Origin of the sequence: Nostoc sp. C110 (assembly GCF_043099725.1) — a bacterium.
Taxonomy (GTDB): Bacteria; Cyanobacteriota; Cyanobacteriia; order Cyanobacteriales; family Nostocaceae; genus Nostoc; species Nostoc muscorum_A.
The window spans coordinates 503,881-522,110 of the sequence record NZ_CP171148.1; the positions used below are offsets into that span (position 1 = coordinate 503,881).

General features: G+C 41.0%; 4 protein-coding genes and 1 pseudogene. All 5 read right to left on the reverse strand.

All coding sequences use genetic code 11. The features are described from left to right. Positions 1–6: 6 nt before the first annotated feature. The 5 genes and pseudogenes from ACFFRD_RS07995 to ACFFRD_RS08015 all read right to left on the reverse strand — a co-directional run bounded on the left by ACFFRD_RS07995 (position 7) and on the right by ACFFRD_RS08015 (position 18,187). Entirely contained in the window at positions 7–5,811 is a 5,805-nt protein-coding gene (locus tag ACFFRD_RS07995) for an SDR family oxidoreductase (RefSeq protein WP_392481076.1), read from the reverse strand. Further along, a complete protein-coding gene (locus tag ACFFRD_RS08000; RefSeq protein ID WP_392481077.1) occupies positions 5,808–11,138 on the reverse strand; it encodes an amino acid adenylation domain-containing protein in 5,331 nt (1,776 codons plus the stop codon). The genes ACFFRD_RS07995 and ACFFRD_RS08000 overlap by 4 nt, the downstream gene beginning before the upstream one ends. Before the next feature lie 224 nt (positions 11,139–11,362). Next, a pseudogene (locus ACFFRD_RS08005) lies at positions 11,363–14,080 on the reverse strand (type I polyketide synthase); the annotation flags it as partial. Between the two features lie 54 nt (positions 14,081–14,134). Then, positions 14,135–17,341 carry an amino acid adenylation domain-containing protein gene (locus ACFFRD_RS08010; protein WP_392481078.1) on the reverse strand — a complete coding sequence of 1,069 codons (3,207 nt, stop codon included), beginning with the start codon at positions 17,339–17,341 and terminating at the stop codon, positions 14,135–14,137. Between the two features lie 78 nt (positions 17,342–17,419). Beyond that, positions 17,420–18,187: a class I SAM-dependent DNA methyltransferase gene (locus ACFFRD_RS08015; RefSeq protein ID WP_392481079.1), complete on the reverse strand. Its 768-nt coding sequence runs from the start codon at positions 18,185–18,187 to the stop codon at positions 17,420–17,422. Between the last annotated feature and the right edge of the window lie 43 nt (positions 18,188–18,230).

Here is an 18,230-nt window from a genome sequence, read left to right on the forward strand (position 1 = left end):
AGTTACTTAGTGTTGTGAAGCAATTAATGCCTGCACTTCATCCTGTGATAGTTGTTCAATATCTGCTAAAGCTTGAGCCAATTCCTCTAAATTTGTCTGGTTAGCCAGTTTTTGGACAATAACTTCAGCTAACTCAGCTATAGTCGGGCCATTAAAAAAGCCTTTGTAAGAAAGTTCTGTTTGAAAAGTTTTGCATAGTTCAGAAACTAATTGAGTCGCAAATAAAGAGTCTCCTCCTAACTCAAAGAAGTTATCGTGAATACCCACTTTTTCAATCCCTAGAAGTTGTTGCCAAACGTCAGCAAGGGTTCGCTCAATTTCATTACTAGGAGCAATATAAGCATTTGCTAATTTAGGGCGGGGGTGAGTTGGTTTGAATTGACTAAGCTGGGCTAATTTCTCCTCCAAAGACTTAGGAGTTTTCTTTGGCTTAATTAGATTGAGAAAATCTTGTGTTGATACAATTATTTGAGAAACTGTACTACTACACAAAATACGTTTAAAAGCCTCTATGCCCTCCAAATCAGTCATTCCTGCTGCCAATCTTTCTCCTGTGATTTCTTGATGGCGTGCTTCAACAGGAATTGCCATTCCTACGTTGTTCCATCTATCCCAGTTAATAGACTTAATGAATTTCCATGTTCCATATTTAGAAGCGCTGTAGTGAGCAAAGGAGTCAAGGAAGGCATTTGCAGCTGTATAATCTGCCATTCCAGATGTACCAACAAATGAACTTAGTGATGAACAGAGTACAAAGAAATCCAGGTTCTTTTCTTTAAATAGAGTTTCAAGTACTCGTGTTCCTTGCACTTTTGGCGCTAAAGATTTGGCTACAGTTTCTTTTGTTGTGAGTTGCATCATCCCTCCGCCAAAAACTGCGGCTGCATGAATTACTCCATGAATCTCACCAAATCGTTGATTAGCTTTTTTAAACACTGCGGACATCTGTTCAAGGTTGGTAACATCGGCACTGATTACCATTACCTCTGCACCTAATGCCTTCATTCCCTGCAATTTTTGGATCTTCTGACTGATATGATCTTGTGAATCGTGAGTCGATAACCATTCAGACCATTCATCTTGGTCGGGAAAAGTTGAACGTCCTACTAATATAAGTTTTGCTTGCACGGTCTGCGCTAGATATTCTGCTAGCAGTAGACCAACACCTCCTAATCCACCAGTGATGAGATATACTCCCTGTTTTCTAAGGCGGAGATTTTCATTAACGGTTTTGTGTAGTTGTACAGGTTCAAAATCTTGTACCCAGCGATTTCGCCCACGGTAAGCAATAATTTGGTCAGATGTAGGGGTTGTAAATTCCGCTATTAGTGTTTGGATGAGTTCTTCTTGACCACTTTCTACAGGAACTACAACATCAATACTGCGACAAGTTATATTTGGATACTCAAGCGGCATAACTTTGCAAGTTCCAAGAACCAGTGCCTTTTCTGGACACAGTATTTCTGAACCAGTTATTTCCTGTAAATTGTTGGAGACAATACTAATTTCTAAAGCATCTGTTTGATTATTTTCTGTAATAGCCTGTGCCAAAAACAATAAACTCGACCAGCCTAAAGCTTCAATTGTTGAGTTGGTGTAACTGTTTGATGTCACACTCCACAGATGAACAATCCTTTTGGGAATCTTACCCAGGCTCCGAAGTTCCTTGAGCAAGGTATGGTAATCATCCTCTTTTTTTGGATTAATCGTATATGTGCGTTGAGGATATTCGCTATTTTGCTGAAATTGCTCTCCCACCCTGACGGAAATAACATCTTGATTCTCAAGTACTAGTTGTTTTATCAACTTCTCACCCAAGCCGCACTCATCCATAAACACTAACCAGCATCCTGCTTTTCCCTCAAGTCCAGCTTGAGAAGGCTGTGGTGGCATAGTACGTTTCCAAGAAGGAATGTAAAACCAGTCAGCAATATCTGATTTTTTAGCTAATAAATCTTGGTTCTGCTCTTTAAGAGCTTTTTGCTTGGTGACGGTAAATGCTGTAGGTGCTGAGTTAGTTATCGATGCAGCAGCCTGAGCCACCAAAATCTGTTCGCCGAAAGCTTCAGTTTCAGAGACAGCCGCTACCTCAACAAACCCTTGAGAACGTAGTGCTTCCTGCCATTGCTTTTGTGATAAAAACGGATTACCACGGCTGCGTTCTTCATCCTCTAAAGGATTCATTAGCAGTCCATCGGTGAGATCAAAGTCTAATTGTGGTTGAGTTATTTCCCACAATAGCAGGAATCCTCCAGGAGCTAGTAGCGATCGCACATGCTCCAGGGTTTTTGTTATATTTCGGGTTACGTGCAACACGTTGACAGCTACCACCACATCAAAACTGTGGCTGTTGAATCCTTGTGCAGTTGGCGGTTTTTCAATATCTAGAAAACGATATTCAACAAACGGATAAGCGCTAAACTGCTGTTTGGCTTGATTCAAAAACAAACCCCCTACATCTGTAAAAGTGTAGTTGGTGCGCTCAGATGGCAATACAGGTAGCAATTCTGTCGTAGCAAGACCCCCTCCACCACCAATTTCCAGAATTCTCAGGTTTACATCTGGTGGTAATGACTTTACTACCTGTTCTATGCCTGCTTGCATGATCCCTTTTAAATGGGTATCCAGAGGTAATTCTGAATTTGCAATTTCTGGTTTGTTTTCTTTTACCGCAAAATACAACTCTAACGGTTCTTTTTCACCAGTCAGCACATCTGGCAGATTCTCACCACATTCCTGGACGATATGTAGAACATGAGGTGTATGTACGCATTTGATTTTAACTTCTTCTACCAGAGCGTTAATCGAGTCTGTAGAACAGGGAACAAGGTTTGTAAATAAATCCTTTTCTTGTTGTAGATCACCTTGTTCTACGAGTACATCTAAAAAGCGATACAACAATTGCCGATAGCGAGGAATAATCTGGCATTGCTCACACAACTCCTCAAAAGAATATTGCTCATTGAAGCTGTTAAAAGCACCTAAACGCTGGAGAGAAAGGTTTATATAGGAAGCACACAAACGATCCAAACACTGTTTATTCAGCAAATAAGTTTGCTCGTCCAATGTGGCGATGCTAGCACGAGCCTTTACCCTACAAGCCTCTACCAAAGATTTACTTAAATCAACTGCCGTTTGTCTTGGCTGTTTTTGTGCTTCAATCCAGTAACGTTGGCGCTCAAATGGATAGGTTGGTAAGGGAATATGATGACGTTGTTCGTTAGCATAAAAACTAGACCAGTCTACTTTGATACCACAAAGCCAGAGCCGTCCCAAAGAGTTGAGTAAAAATGCTACATCCGATTGTTGTTCTTGTGGATGACGGATTGAGGTCAGTACTATGAGTTTGTCCTGATGATGTTGCTTGACAAAAGTACTTAAAGTCCGTCCTAGGCCAACCTCTAAGAAGATCCGCTCTTGTGTTTTGAGTAACTCAGTTATCCCTTGGTTAAAGCGCACTGTTTGCCGTAAATGCTTTACCCAATATTTGGGGTCTGTTGCTTCTGCTACAGCGATCCAAGTGCCACTGACGTTAGAGATAAACTCAATCTTCGGAGGATGAAGTTGGAGTTTTTGTAAATGCTCTGTAAATGGCTGGAGAATTGGCTCCATCATGGGAGAATGAAAGGCATGAGAGGTCTGTAACCTCCGGCAGCCTATACCTTTGGCTTCTAGCTGTTGTTGTAATTGTGCGATCGCTTCAGCTACACCAGAAACCACGCAGTAGGAAGGCCCATTACTTGCAGCTAAAGATAGTTCCTCCGTTAGCAGGGGTTGTATCTCTGATTCAGAAAGTTGGATAGAGAGCATTTCCCCACTAGGAAGTTTCTGTATCAGTCGTCCTCGGATTGCGACTAGCGCTAAAGCATCTTCTAGCGAAAAAACTCCAGCTAAAGTAGCGGCTACATACTCCCCAATACTGTGACCAATCATCGCCTCTGGGTGTACACCCCATGACATCCACAATTGAGCTAGGGCGTACTCAATGACAAATAATGCTGGTTGAGCAACAATTGTCTGTTTAAGCTGCTCTGTTGCCTTGGCTGTCTGTGCCTCATCTGGATACAATACATGGCGTAGGTCAAAACCTAAATGTGGTTTTAGCAACTCACAACAACGATCAACTGTAAGTGTAAAAGTTGGCTCACTCTCGTAGAGTTCTCTAGCCATATTCACATACTGCGTTCCTTGCCCAGAAAACATAAACACCACAGGACGATTGCAAGGCTGCTGGTAGTGGGTGAATATTCGTTGTGATTCTGAAGTAGAAAGCACCTTTACCGCATCATTCATGTCTTGGCATACCACCATCCGACGATGATCAAAAGCTCGACGACCTACACCAAGGGTATGAGCCACATCTGCAAGGTTCAAAGGATACTGCTGGAGATGATTAGCCAGATTCGCCGTAGCTGTTTCTAACGCCGATTCCGTTTTTGCAGAAAGAACCAAGAGATGATATTTCCTCCCCTGCTCCCCCTGCCTCCCCACAGGCGCTTCTTCCAAAATTACATGGGCATTAGTCCCACCAATCCCAAAAGAACTGACTCCAGCGCGGCGAGGAATGTTATTTGTTGTCCATTGGGCAAGTTTGGTGTTGACATAAAAAGGACTGTTAGCAAAATCAATTTGCGGATTAGGTTCCTGAAAGTGCAAGCTAGGCGGTATTTGTTGATGCTTCAGCGCCAGAACAGTTTTGATTAGACCTGTTACCCCAGCAGCAGCATCTAAATGGCCAATGTTGGTTTTTACTGAACCAATGGCGCAGAAGCCTTTTTTGTCAGTACTGGCTCGAAAAGCTTGTGTTAACGCCGCGATTTCAATCGGATCTCCTAGTGATGTTCCTGTGCCATGAGCTTCAATATAGGTAATCGTTTCGGGTTCAACCTCGGCAACAACTTGAGCAGTTCTAATCACCTTGGCTTGACCATCTATCCGTGGTGCTGTATAGCTGACTTTGAAAGAGCCATCGTTATTAATAGCGGAACCTTTAATGACAGCATGGATGGTATCCCCATCTGCTAAAGCATCCTCTAATCGCTTCAAAACCACGATGCCTACACCTTCGCCACCGACAGTTCCCTGTGCTTGAGCATCAAAAGCGCGGCAGTGTCCGTCAGGAGAACCAATTGCCCCCTCTTTGTAAACATAGCCCGTTTTTCTGGAAGAACTGATGGAAACCCCACCTGCCAAAGCTAGATCGCATTCCCCGTTTAGTAAGCTTTGAGTGGCTAAATGAACAGCGACTAATGAAGTAGAGCAGGCGGTTTGAACAGTGAAGCTTGGCCCTTCTAGATTCAGTTTGTAAGAAACGCGGGTAGTTAAATAGTCTTTGTCACCTGCGATCGCAAGTTGGTGATTATCTATAGATCCAATAATATCTTCGTTTAAAAGAATATTGAGTAAGTACCTACTTAAGCTAGCCCCTGCATAAACTCCAATAGAACCTTGATAATTTTCTGAGTCATAGCCAGCATCTTCAAGAGCAGTATACGCACATTCTAAAAAGAGGCGATGTTGTGGATCGGTAATTTCCGCTTCTCTGGGATTAAAGCCAAAAAATGCAGCATCAAAAAGTTCTACATCTTCTAATACAGCTCGTGCTTTAACAAACTTTGGGTTATTGAGTGTAGCTGCATCTAACCCATAAGCTAACAGTTCTTCATCAGTAAAAACTGAAATTGACTCTACACCATTTTGGAGATTTTGCCAAAATTCATCAACGTTTTTGGCACCAGGAAACCGACCTGCTAGACCAATAATTGCGATTTCTGAACCGTTATGATGAAAAGCTTCTATGGGGATACTCATTCTTCATTAGCTCCTTGATTATTCATCATCAACTTTATTTTCTGTAAACGTTTTTTCTGTTTAGATTTACCAAGGGAAATTTTTTCTATTGAAATATTAGTTTCGCTAAAAGATGATGTTTGATTTTTAGTTTGACTAAAGAACTCTGCAAGAGAGTTAATAGTCGGATATCTGAACATATCGAGCATTGATAAATCAGTTTGGAATATTTCGTGTAATTGGCTATGAACTTTCACCATGAGTAATGAATGACCGCCGAGTTCAAAGAAGTTATCGTGAACGCCTATGTTGTCAATATTGAGAGCCTTTTGCCAAACTCCAGCAATGGTTTGTTCCATCTGTGTTTGCGGCATTACATAAGCAGCTTCTAACTCTGGGCGAATTTCTGGTGCAGGTAGCGATCGCTTATCGAGTTTACCGTTGGGCAACAAAGGCAAGGTTGGCAGGATAATGAAACTTGAGGGCATCATATATTGCGGTAGCTTCTCCTGAAGAAAGCCACGCAACTCAGTAATTGTTAGTGTCTGTTCTGGCTGAGGGCTGACATAAGCCACTAAGTGCTTATCACCATGCTCGTCTTCCCTAGCTATGACCACGGCTTCGCGTACTTTATTATGCTGCTGCAATTTTGCTGATATCTCGCCCAGTTCGATGCGGAAGCCCCGAATTTTTACTTGATCGTCAATACGTCCCAGGAGTTCGATATCCCCGTTGGGTAAGTAGCGGGCTAAATCACAGGTGCGATACAGACGCATCCCCGATTTTTCGCCAAAAGGGTTAGGAATAAATTTTTCGGCAGTCAGTTCAGGATGATTGAGGTAGCCCCTGGCAATTCCAATACCACCAATATACAACTCGCCTGGTACTCCTACAGGTGTAAGCTGCAAATGTTTGTCTAGCAAGTATACCTGGGTGTTGGCAATGGGACGACCAACAGGTACACAATAAACGGGTTGGTTCTCTGAATAGGTAACTGGTTCAACTGGTTCAAAAATTGTGACACCAATAGTTGCCTCAGTTGGGCCATAAGCATTAAGCCAACGGATACGGGGACTCTTGGAGCGATCGCTTACCAGTTTATGCCAAAGTGCAAGTTTTTCTGGTAAAGCTTGCTCAGTTCCGACAATCACCAAGCGCAGCGTCGGCGGTAATGGTGCTGTTGTTTGAACCAAGTCGGACACCCACTCATGCCAATAGGCTGTTGGTAAATTGAGGACAGTTAGTTTTTCCTGTGCCAAGAATTTTCCAAAGTGAGCAAACAATAATACCTGATTGGGTCGGATGACTACAGTTGAACCACTTAACCATGATGGAAATAATTCTTCAGCTGTTACATCAAAGCTCACAGAAGCGAATTGGAGAACGCGATCTTCTGGTTGCAGTTCATAAGCTTTAGCAGCAGCAATACTGTGGTTCACTAAAGCTTGATGCGAAATCAGAACGCCTTTAGGTGTTCCTGTAGACCCAGAAGTGTAAATCACATAAGCCAGATTTTCGGCTGTTACACCACTACTAGGATTTTCCTGACTTTCCTGGGCATACAGATCCCATTCGTCTAGGCAAACAACCTGAGCCGCAGATGTAGGGAGTTCCGTAACCAGATGCTTTTGGGTAAGCAACACGAAAGGTTTGACATCGTTTAATATCAAAGCTAGTCGTTCTTGTGGGTAGGATGGATCTAACGGCACATAAGCGCCACCAGCTTTGAGAATACCTAAAATTCCGATCGCCATTTCGAGCGATCGCTCTACACAAATCCCTACTAAAACCTCTGGTTTGACCCCAAGCGATTGTAAATAATGCGCCACTTGATTTGCGCGGTGATTTAGCTCTCGATAGGTGAGGTTTTGGTTTTCAAAACTTACGGCAATTGCATCAGGAAATCGCTCTACTTGAGACTCAAATAACTGATGGATACAATAGTCACCAGGATAGTCAACCTTAGTATTATTCCATTCCACCAACAACTGATGCTGTTGGGTTTGTGTCAATATAGGCAATTCTGCAAGGGATTGCTCTGGGTTGGCGACAACACCTTCTAGTAAGGTTACGTAATGTCCGAGCCAACGCTGAATTGTTTGGGTATCAAATAAATTAGTGTTGTATTCCAGTTCTACCAGTAGTTCACTGTCTGTCTGAAGAATATTTAAATTAATATCCAGCTTAGTTGCACCGGTAGAATTTTTAGCTACCTCAAACTCTTGTTTTAAAGACCTAGACTCAAATTGAGCTTTGTCCAAATTAAACCCTGTGGTAAAAAGAGGGGTGCGGCTAGGGTCTCGTGGTAACTTTAAATTTTCAATTAGTTTAATGAAAGGATAAATTTGATACTCGTAAGCATCCAACAATACCTGCTGGATTGAACTCAAATATTCTGTGAATCTTGGGTTGCCAATAACTTGGCTGCGTATGGGCAACAGATTAACACAGTGGCCAACCAGATATTCATCTGCGATCGCAGATTGTCCAGCCGAAGCAATGCCAACAACGATATCTTGTTGATTCGTCAATCGTTGCAATAAGGTGATAAATGCTGTTAAAAGAATCGTAAATAAAGTATAACCACGTTGTACACTTAAGCTTTTCAAAGAATTATATAAGCTGGAATCGAGAATGAGATTTTCTCGCGCTCCTGTGTACGAAAATATCGGTGGTCGAGGACGGTCAGTTGGTAATTCCAATACAGGCACTGAACTGGCAAATTGACTCAGCCAATAAGCTTCAGCTTTTGCCATTTCGGGACTCTGTTGCATTTGTACTTGCCACAGAGCATACTCACTCCATTTCATGGGTTGCGGAAGTTGGCTAGCAATTCCTTGGCACTCTGCTGAATAAATTGCTGCTAGTTCTCGTAACAAAATACTAATTGACCAACCATCAGCAACAATATGATGATTTGTCAGAATTACAAGATGATGATCTTCTTGTAACTTGACTATATGACACTTCAGTAATGGCCCTTTTTCTAAATCGAAAATTTGTTGAGCTTCTCGTGTTAACAATTCCGATAGCTGTGTTTCTCGTTGACTTTTATCTAAAGTTGAAAAGTCGCTCACAGGAATGTCTATAGTCAAAGTGGAATGAATCAGTTGATTATCCCCTTCTGGGCTAAAAGTAGTTCGCAGCGCTTCGTGACGATTGATAATTTCCTGAACAGCCTTACGTACTGCGAATAAATTGCCAGCCCCTCGCAGATGGATAGTTCTAGATTCGTTGTAGGCGCGGGAAACTTCATCTCCCATCTGTGCTAAAAACCACAGTTCTTTTTGTGCTGCTGTCAGGGGAATTTTGAGCGTTGTTGAAATCGGGGCAGGTGGTAATAATTCCCCTTGCTGCATTTCTACTATGCTTTCCTTGACTGCCCCAATTACGTGTTCAATATCTGCATCTGTATGTGCCGTAGACAGATAAAAAGTGCGTCCTTCCCAGACATAAACGCCTTTTTCTAGTAAATGGTAGAAAAACAACTGACCAAATTTGAGGGGCGATGAGGCTATAAAACGAAACAGCGAACCAAAATGGACTACTTGAATAGGAACTTGTCTTTGTTCAAAGTAACTATTAAGAGTCTGGGCTAATTTCGTTGTTTTTTCAGATAACTCCTGCTGTAATATCGGGCCACTATTTTTAATATGGTTGAGTGTAGCCCAAGCCGCAGCCATTACCAAAGGATGTTTGAAAAAAGTACCCGCAAATACTGTGGTTTCCGCTTGAGGATAAGATTCATCTCCATAGTTCCACATCCCACCGTCAAATATATCCATCAAAGCTGCTTTACCAGCTATAACCCCAATTGGTATCCCAGCCGCAACAGCTTTACCATAAGTGGTCAAATCTGCTTGAATATTCCACAATCCCTGAATCCCGCCTGGGTGCATCCGAAAGCCGGTAATTACTTCGTCGAAAATTAATACGGTTCCTGTTGCTTGAGTTAATTGTCTGAGTTCGAGCAGAAACTCTTGAGGTTGTAAATCTGGGCGACTGCTTTGTATCGGCTCCACCAGAACTGCTGCCAGTTCGTGAGCATGAGTTTTCAGAATTTCTAGGGATTCAGGTTTGCCATAGTCGAGTACGATGACATCATCAGCAATGTATGATGGAATACCTATAGCTCTAGGGATAGAACGCCGCGTTTCTTCGCTGGTAGTTACTCCTCTTACCAAAATCCCATCATAAATACCGTGATAAGAACCAGCAAATAAAGCAATCTTAGAGCGTCTTGTAGTAGCACGTGCTAGGCGGATTGCTCCCATTACAGCTTCTGTACCATCGTTACAAAAAGCTGCCCGTTCCGCACCTGTCAACTCACAAATTAACTCCGCAACCTGACCGGCAAGACGCGATTGTGGCCCATGCAATATACCTTGCTTTATTTGTTCTTGAATAGCTTCGATGACAAAGGGAGGTGAATGACCAAATAAAAGCGCCCCAAACCCCATCGAAATGTCTACATACTCTTTGCCATCAACATCCCAAAGTCTGGCTCCTTCTCCACGCTGTCCGTGAATGGGATACAACATCTCTTTAATCGAGGGCAAGAACCCTGTTATTGCTCTGCTATTAGCATGGTAGGAGCGATAAGCTTGAGTAAGTCGTTTAGATTCTGGAGTCAGTTGAACAAAACGTGCAATTAAAGCATCTAAATGTTTTTGTTGACCGGGAGTTAACAGAGTCTTTGATTCTAAATCAAGAGGCTCAATTGTTTGGTTTATGAGTTGTTGCTTAGACTCAACCTGAATCGATGATGAATTTTCTGGAAAATCAGAGTTATTAATTAAAGATTTAGCAATTTGTCCTACCTCATCCTGAATAGGGGTAGATGTGATTGCTTTTTGTACAGATAATATCTTCTTCGATGAACCTGCTTTTTGCAAAATTGCTAGTTGTTTGGACATCAACTCAAGCTGCTGTTCTATTACCTCTTCGAGTACTGTACCTGTTACAAAATTTTCATCTTCTGGCTCCAAACTTTGTGTATCTGAAGTCTGTATGGCAAGTGTTGGTTCAGTATGTGCTTGTAATATTGGACTAAATGTTGATTCCTGAAAAGAAGGCTCTAAAATAGGATTTTTTGAAGGTAATTTTTGAGCTACATGAGTTCCTAACGCATGAATTGTTGATAATTTTTCAAGCAATAAACGAAAAGAAATATCGATACCTAGCTGTTGTTGAATAGTACGGTTAATTTGCAATAAAATTAGAGAGTCAACGCCCATCTGTAGAAAAGGAGTATGAATATCTATTACCGTTGATTTAACTCCCAATGATTCACTAACAATGTGCTTGAGAGTTGATACTATTTTTTTATATCGAGAATCTTCATCCATAATGTTTTACATTTATTGAGACTGCTAATCACTAAAAAGGGAATTACTGTTAGCTGAAATTATATATCTTTGTCTAATAGTTCTAATTGCTTAAACATGATAGAGATTTGAGTGTTGATTATTTTTTTAATACGATCTCCACTTTTCTGATTTTTGCTATTAAGTTGAAGGATATTGTTTTGCTGGGATTCAATACTTAAAGGTTGTGATTTATCTCCTAAATTATTTGGCTGACTACTAATTTGTTCATTCTGCAACTTCTGGTTATTAACGTTAGCAGAGTCAACCCAGTATTTTTTTCGTTCAAAAGGATAAGTTGGTAAGGGAAGTCGATGACGTTTTTGATTGGCATAGAACCCTGACCAATCTACTTGTATTCCATACATCCATAAATATCCCAGAGTATTTAATAAGAATACAGCATCAGATTGTTGCTCATGAGGATGACTTATAGAACAAAACACAAATTTTTCCGGGAATTGTTGCTTAGTCAAAGTACTTAAAGTGCGACCAGCCCCAATTTCTAAAAAAATCCGATTTGGCTGTTTACACAATTCAATAATGCCATCAGCAAAGCGTACTGATGACCGCAAATGTTTAGCCCAATAACTGTTATTTGTTGCCTCTTCTGGAGTAATCCAAGTACCAGTTACGTTAGATAAAAAAGGAATTTTTGGGTGATTAAGATTGATTTTTGCTAATAGCTTGGTAAACGGCTCTAGAATCGAGTCCATCATTTGAGAATGAAAGGCGTGAGATGTATGCAGAGAACGGTAGTCAATTCCTTGCTCAGTTAAGCGGTTTTGCAAATCTTCAATCTCTGCACTTGGGCCCGAAACTACACAACGCTCTGGTGCGTTAATGGCTGCTAAGGAAAGTTTATCACCTAGCATCTGCATAACTTTTTTCTCCGGTAGCGCTACAGCCAGCATTGCACCTGAAGGTAGTTGCTGCATCAGTTTCCCACGAGTAGCAACTAGCATTAAAGCATCTTCTAAAGAAAATACCCCAGCTAAACAAGCAGCGACATATTCTCCTATACTGTGACCGATCATTGCATTAGGATGCACTCCCCTAGCTATCCACAATTGTGCTAAAGCATATTCAATTACGAACAACGCCGGCTGGGTAATGTTAGTTTGTATTAACTGCTGTGTCGCCCATTGGCTCTGTTCTTGGCTGGGATAGAGAATAGTGCATAAGTCTAACCCTAAAATAGGTTTAAGTTGTTCACAGCAATAATCAACTTGTTCTCGGAAAATTGGCTCAGTTTGGTATAATCCTAGACCCATTCCTACATATTGAGATCCCTGACCGGGAAACATAAATACAACTTCTGGCTCACCTGGTTCTTGATAGTGCGTGAGAACTCGTTCCGGGTCTTTTCTTTCTAAAACTTTGATTGCATCATCAATATCTTGACAAACTACCATCCGACGATAGTTAAAAGCTCGACGACCTACTTTAAGAGTGTAAGCAACATCAGCTAAGTTTAAATCGGGATGCTGTTTGAGATGATTAGCCAGATTTGCCGTAGCTGTCTCTAATGCTGATTCTGTTTTCGCAGAAACAACCAACAGATGATGTTTACTCAGTTGCTCCCTCTGCTTCTCTACGGGAGCTTCTTCTAAAACTATATGAGCGTTAGTGCCACCAATACCAAAAGAACTGACTCCTGCACGTCTAGGGTGTCCATTTGACTTCCATTCTGAAAGCTTGGCGTTAACGTAGAATGGACTGTTAGCAAAATCAATCTGGGGTGATGGTTCTTGAAAGTGTAAGGTGGGTGGTATTTGCTTGTGTTTGAGTGCGAGGACAGTCTTGATTAAACCTGCAACACCAGATGCAGTATCTAGGTGGCCGATATTCGTTTTTACCGAACCAATGGCGCAGAAATTCTTTTTCTGAGTTTTGGCGCGAAAAGATTTAGTTAAGGCTGCAATTTCAATCGGATCTCCTAAAACTGTGCCGGTGCCATGAGCTTCTACATAACTGACCATATCGGGTTCGATTCTGCTGATGGCCAGAGCCTCTGCAATCACCTTGGCTTGACCATCGATACTAGGAGCTGTATAGCCAATTTTGGCAGCACCATCATTATTAATCGCTGAACCTTTAATCACAGCATGAATATAATCTCCATTAGCGATCGCATCTGCTAATCGTTTTAAAATTACTATACCTACCCCATCACCGCCAACTGTTCCTTGCGCTTTGGCATCAAAGGCGCGGCAATGTCCATCGGGAGACAAAATTCCCCCCTCTTGATACGCATAGCCAGTCTTTTTTAAGTTAGTTATAGAAACTCCACCTGCTAAAACCAGATCGGATTCACGATCTATTAAGCTTTGGCAGGCTAAATGAATAGCAACTAATGAACTAGAACATCCAGTTTGAACAGTGATAGCTGAACCCTTTAAATCTAATTTATAAGCAACTCGTGTAGTCAGATTATCTGTACGATTATGATGTCTAATTTGGTCAAGACCAACTAATTTGATTAATTCAGGATTGGAAAAAAGATTGAATAAAAAGTAACTACTAATACTGGCGCTACCGTAAACACTAATTCGACCTTGATAAGTTTTAGAATCATAGCCAGAATTTTCCAAAGCCTCCCAAGCTGTTTCCAAAAAGAGGCGGTGCTGGGGATCTATTATTTCTGCTGTTTTGGGAGAGTAATCAAAGAATGCAGCATCAAATAATTCTATATCTTCTAGTACAGCATTTGCTTTGACATAATTGGGATCATTTATTGTATTTGTATCTACTCCCATTGATTCTAGCTCTTGGTCTGAAAAAAATGAAATTGCTTCCAAACCATCTTTGAGGTTTTGCCAGAAGTTATCCAAATTACTAGCTTTAGGAAAACGTCCCGACATACCAATAATAGCTATATCTAAATCGCTGATTTGAGTCTCCTTACAATCGTCAGGTGTCATGGGTAAGCTGTTATTAGTAAAGGTTTTAGTCGTGCTACTTTTGGTCAAATTATTTTACCTGTATTGCGCCCGTGACTGCCTAGAATCAGTGCGGCTTTGAGCGCGTTGAGTGCTTTCTTCAAAAGAGGCTACTTCCGTCTGTTTTCTCGTTAAATATTTAGCTAATGAGTTGATAGTTGGATATTCAAATAAATTAATCACCGATATATTGCTGAGGAAAATTTCTCGTAGTTTAGCGTGAGCTTGAACAAGCAATAATGAGTGACCACCGATATCAAAGAAATTATCATGAATGCCCACTTTCTCAACATGAAGAATCTGTTGCCAGATATCAGCGATACTTTGCTCTACCTCAGTTTGTGGTGGTTCATAATTTGCAGCCAATTCTGGGCGATCGCCATTTGATTCTGGAAGTGCATTACGGTTGATTTTACCATTGGATGTTAGTGGCAGAGCCTTCAACATGATAAAAGTTGAGGGCATCATGTATTCTGGTAGTTTTTCTCTGATAAATCTTTGCAGTTCGCTAACATTGAGTGTTTGTGTTTGCTTAGAAACAACGTAGGCGATTAAGGATTTGTTGCTATTGTCTTCCCGAACAGAAACTACAGCTTGTTGTACTTGCGGATGTTGACACAGTACGCTTTCAATTTCTCCAAGTTCAACACGAAAACCCCTGATTTTTACCTGCTGATCAACTCGTCCAATGAATTCAATATTGCCGTCAGCTAAGTAACGAGCCATGTCACCAGTTTTGTATAGACGCGAACCCATCTCTGCAAAAGGATTAGGAATGAACTTTTCTGCCGTTATATCAGAGCGATTGAGATAACCTCTGGCTAACCCCGCACCACCAATATACAGTTCACCTGGTACACCGATGGGTACTGGTTGCAGTTGCTTATCTAGTAAATAAATCTGCGTATTGGCAAGTGGACGACCAAGGGGTACTGTCTGCGTACTAATTTGCTGATTTTGAACTGCGAAGGTAGTAACCCCTACGGTGGCTTCTGTAGGGCCATAGTGATTGAAGATTAAGCTGGATGGAGCTTGCTGCCGAATCTGCTCAATAAGTTGCCAACTTGCAGCTTCGCCACCCAGAATTAGCTGCTGGCGGGGCAAGATGGAATCGGATGGGGCAGAGGCGAGAAGAGTAGCAAGGTGGGAGGGGACAATTTTGAGGCAGTCAATGGGATGGGTACGGCAGTATTTTGCCAAGATTGCTGAGTCAGTAGCACACTCAATGGATAATATATGCAGACATCCGCCAGTACAAAGGGCAGCAAAGATTCCAGTGTTACCCAAGTCAGCAGCTAAGGTGGAAACAGTGGCAAAGTTAGTTGTGGTTGATAAGTCTAACCTCTGTGTGATTCCGTGAAGGTAATTCAGTAGTTGCTGGTGTTCGATCGCAACTCCCTTCGGTTTACCAGTAGAGCCAGAGGTGAACAAAACATAAACTAAATTCTGGGCTGTGATTTCACTGATGGGATTTTCATCTTTGTGATCGGCAATGATATCCCAATCTGTATCTAAGCAAACTATCTGTGCTACATCTGTTGGCAGGTTATTGACTAATCGCTGTTGTGTCAATATCAATGGTATTTCGATATCCTGCAATCGGCTAGCAAAACCTTCCTTGGGTAAGGTTGGATCTAGTGGTAGATAGGCTCCACCAGCTTTTATAATGCCCAAAAGCCCAATAATCATCAAGAGCGAACGCTCTGTGCAAAGTCCTACTAAAACTTCCGGCTTGACTCCTCGCTGTTGCAAATAGTGGGCAAGTTGATTAGCTTTGCGGTTCAACTGTGCATAAGTGAGTTGCTGATCTTCAAAGACAACAGCAATTTTATTTGGTGTTTTTTGTACTTGTTCTTCAAATAGTTGGTGAATACATTTATATTGGGGATTGTCAATATATGTTTGGTTAAATTCTACTAGTAATTGTTGGCGATCGCTAAAGCTGAGAATTTCTAATTGGCTAATTTTCTCTTCGGGATTAGCAGTTACACTCGTTAATAAAGTTTGGAATTCTCTGGCTAGACGTTCAATAGTATCGGCTGTAAAGTAATTTACATCGTAGTAGAACTCTGTGGTTAAAGAATGCTCGCGTTGAGTACAAGTGAGTTTTACTTTAAATTGTTCAATACAACTGTAATATTGCTCAAGAGAAAATGATACGTCGCCAGCAACGAGTTTTTCTGGTAGTTGCTCAAATTCGAAACCGATGGGAAAAGCTAGTTGTTCGTGATTTTCTATTGGTTTTGGCACAAAATAATCTTGCCATTCTGCACTAGCTTCTATAGTCTGATTAGCTAGTTCTACAACTTCTTGAAAGCGTAAGTCTGGTGTCAAATGGCTTTTAATTGGCAACCAAGTGGCAACAAGTCCTAATAAATTGTATAGTTCTTCGTAGTCTCTGCGATCGCTAGCCATACCAACAACGATATCTGGCTGTCCTGTAAGTCGCCAAATCAGCGTTTGCCAGCAAGCTAGTAAGATGACAGCAGTAGAAGTATCATACTTTTGAGCTAAGTTGGCAATCTTGGCTGTCACATCAGGAGGAATATCTAATCGACAGCAGTTGATCTCAAACTTGGATGGCTGTGATGGCTGGCTTTCAAAAGGTAATTTCAACGAAGCAAGTGGAGAAAGTTTTTGCTCATGCCAATATTGCTTCGCTGCTTCTGCATCTTCATCTGCGAGTAATTGATTCTGCCATTCTGAGAATTGTAGATATTGTACAACTTCTTCAGATAGTCTCTCACCTTGTAAACAAGCAGAGTATGAATTGCTGATTTCTGTCACCAGATTTTTGAGTGTCCAAGTATCGGCACAAACTGAAGGCAGACTAATAAGTAAAATATGCTTTTTTATTGATAGCGTTAGTAGAGATATATGTAACAGTGTTCCTTGCTCAAAGTCCAAAGTTAGGTCCGCTGCTGTTTGGAAAAGCTCTGCAATTTTACTTGAGATTTCCTTGGGTTCACAATGACTCAGATCGATATTATCCCACGATAGAATACTACTATTTTTTACATCCATCACAGGAATTTTCATTCCCGGTAGGCAGTGAAAAGTTGTACGTAAAATTCCATGTCGAATAATGACTTGTTCTAAAGCAGCTTTTAATACTTCTGGTTTGAGATTGCCTTCTATAAGAAGGGCAGATTGAGCAAAATAAGCTGAATTATATTGCTGTAATGACCAAAGACGCTTCTGTTGAGGGGAAAGGCGAAAACCCTGAGTTATTTGAGTTGGCATATATGGGAGTCCTAAATCATTTTTAAAATAAATTAACCGCAGAGGCGCAGAGAACGCAGAGAGAAGAATTGGAGATTTTCAAGATTTATTTAGCTGTTTACGACAAACGAAACAGGCAGCTTCAGAGGTTTTATTTACTTCAAGTTCGCGGTTAATATCATAGATACTAACTTCTGTAAATCCTGCTTTTTCCAGAGCTATTTTAACTTCTGCTGCTGAATAAGCTTTTAAGAAAAAGCTTCTATCTAAGCGTTGCCAGTTACCATTTATAAATTCAAATCTGGTGGTGTCTTTTCGACCTATTTTGGTGTTTGAATCGTAGCTCCAAATATCAACCCAGACATTATCTTCTTTTACACCTCCACCAGATTCATTATTTTTCCAATTTGATTCACATAATTCTTCTAGATATAATTCAAAGGCAAATATACCATTTTCTAGCAAAGCATCATACACGTTTTGCAATGTATTCTGTAATTCTTCAATGCTGAGGATATAATTCAGAACTACATCTGTGGAAATAACTGCATGAAAGGTTGGCGGTAATTTAAAAAAGCGGGCATCATCTAGAATAAACTCAGCTTCTGGTGCATTCTCACGAGCAATATTAAGCATTCCTTCAGAGCTATCAAGCCCAGTTACTTGATAACCTCTTTGTATTAGCCGTTGGGCAATTTGTCCTGTACCGCAACCGAGGTCAAAAATATGCGCTCCTTCTGGAATATTTTGAAGGATTAATTTGTCTATACACTCCAGCACTATGTCGTGGCGTTCTAGTAGACTTTTCAAATCGTAAATGGAAGCGATCGCATCATGATTAGTATTGCGTTGTTTTGAAGATATCAAGTATTTATCCTCCTTTTAATGGAATTTATTTATATTTATTTTT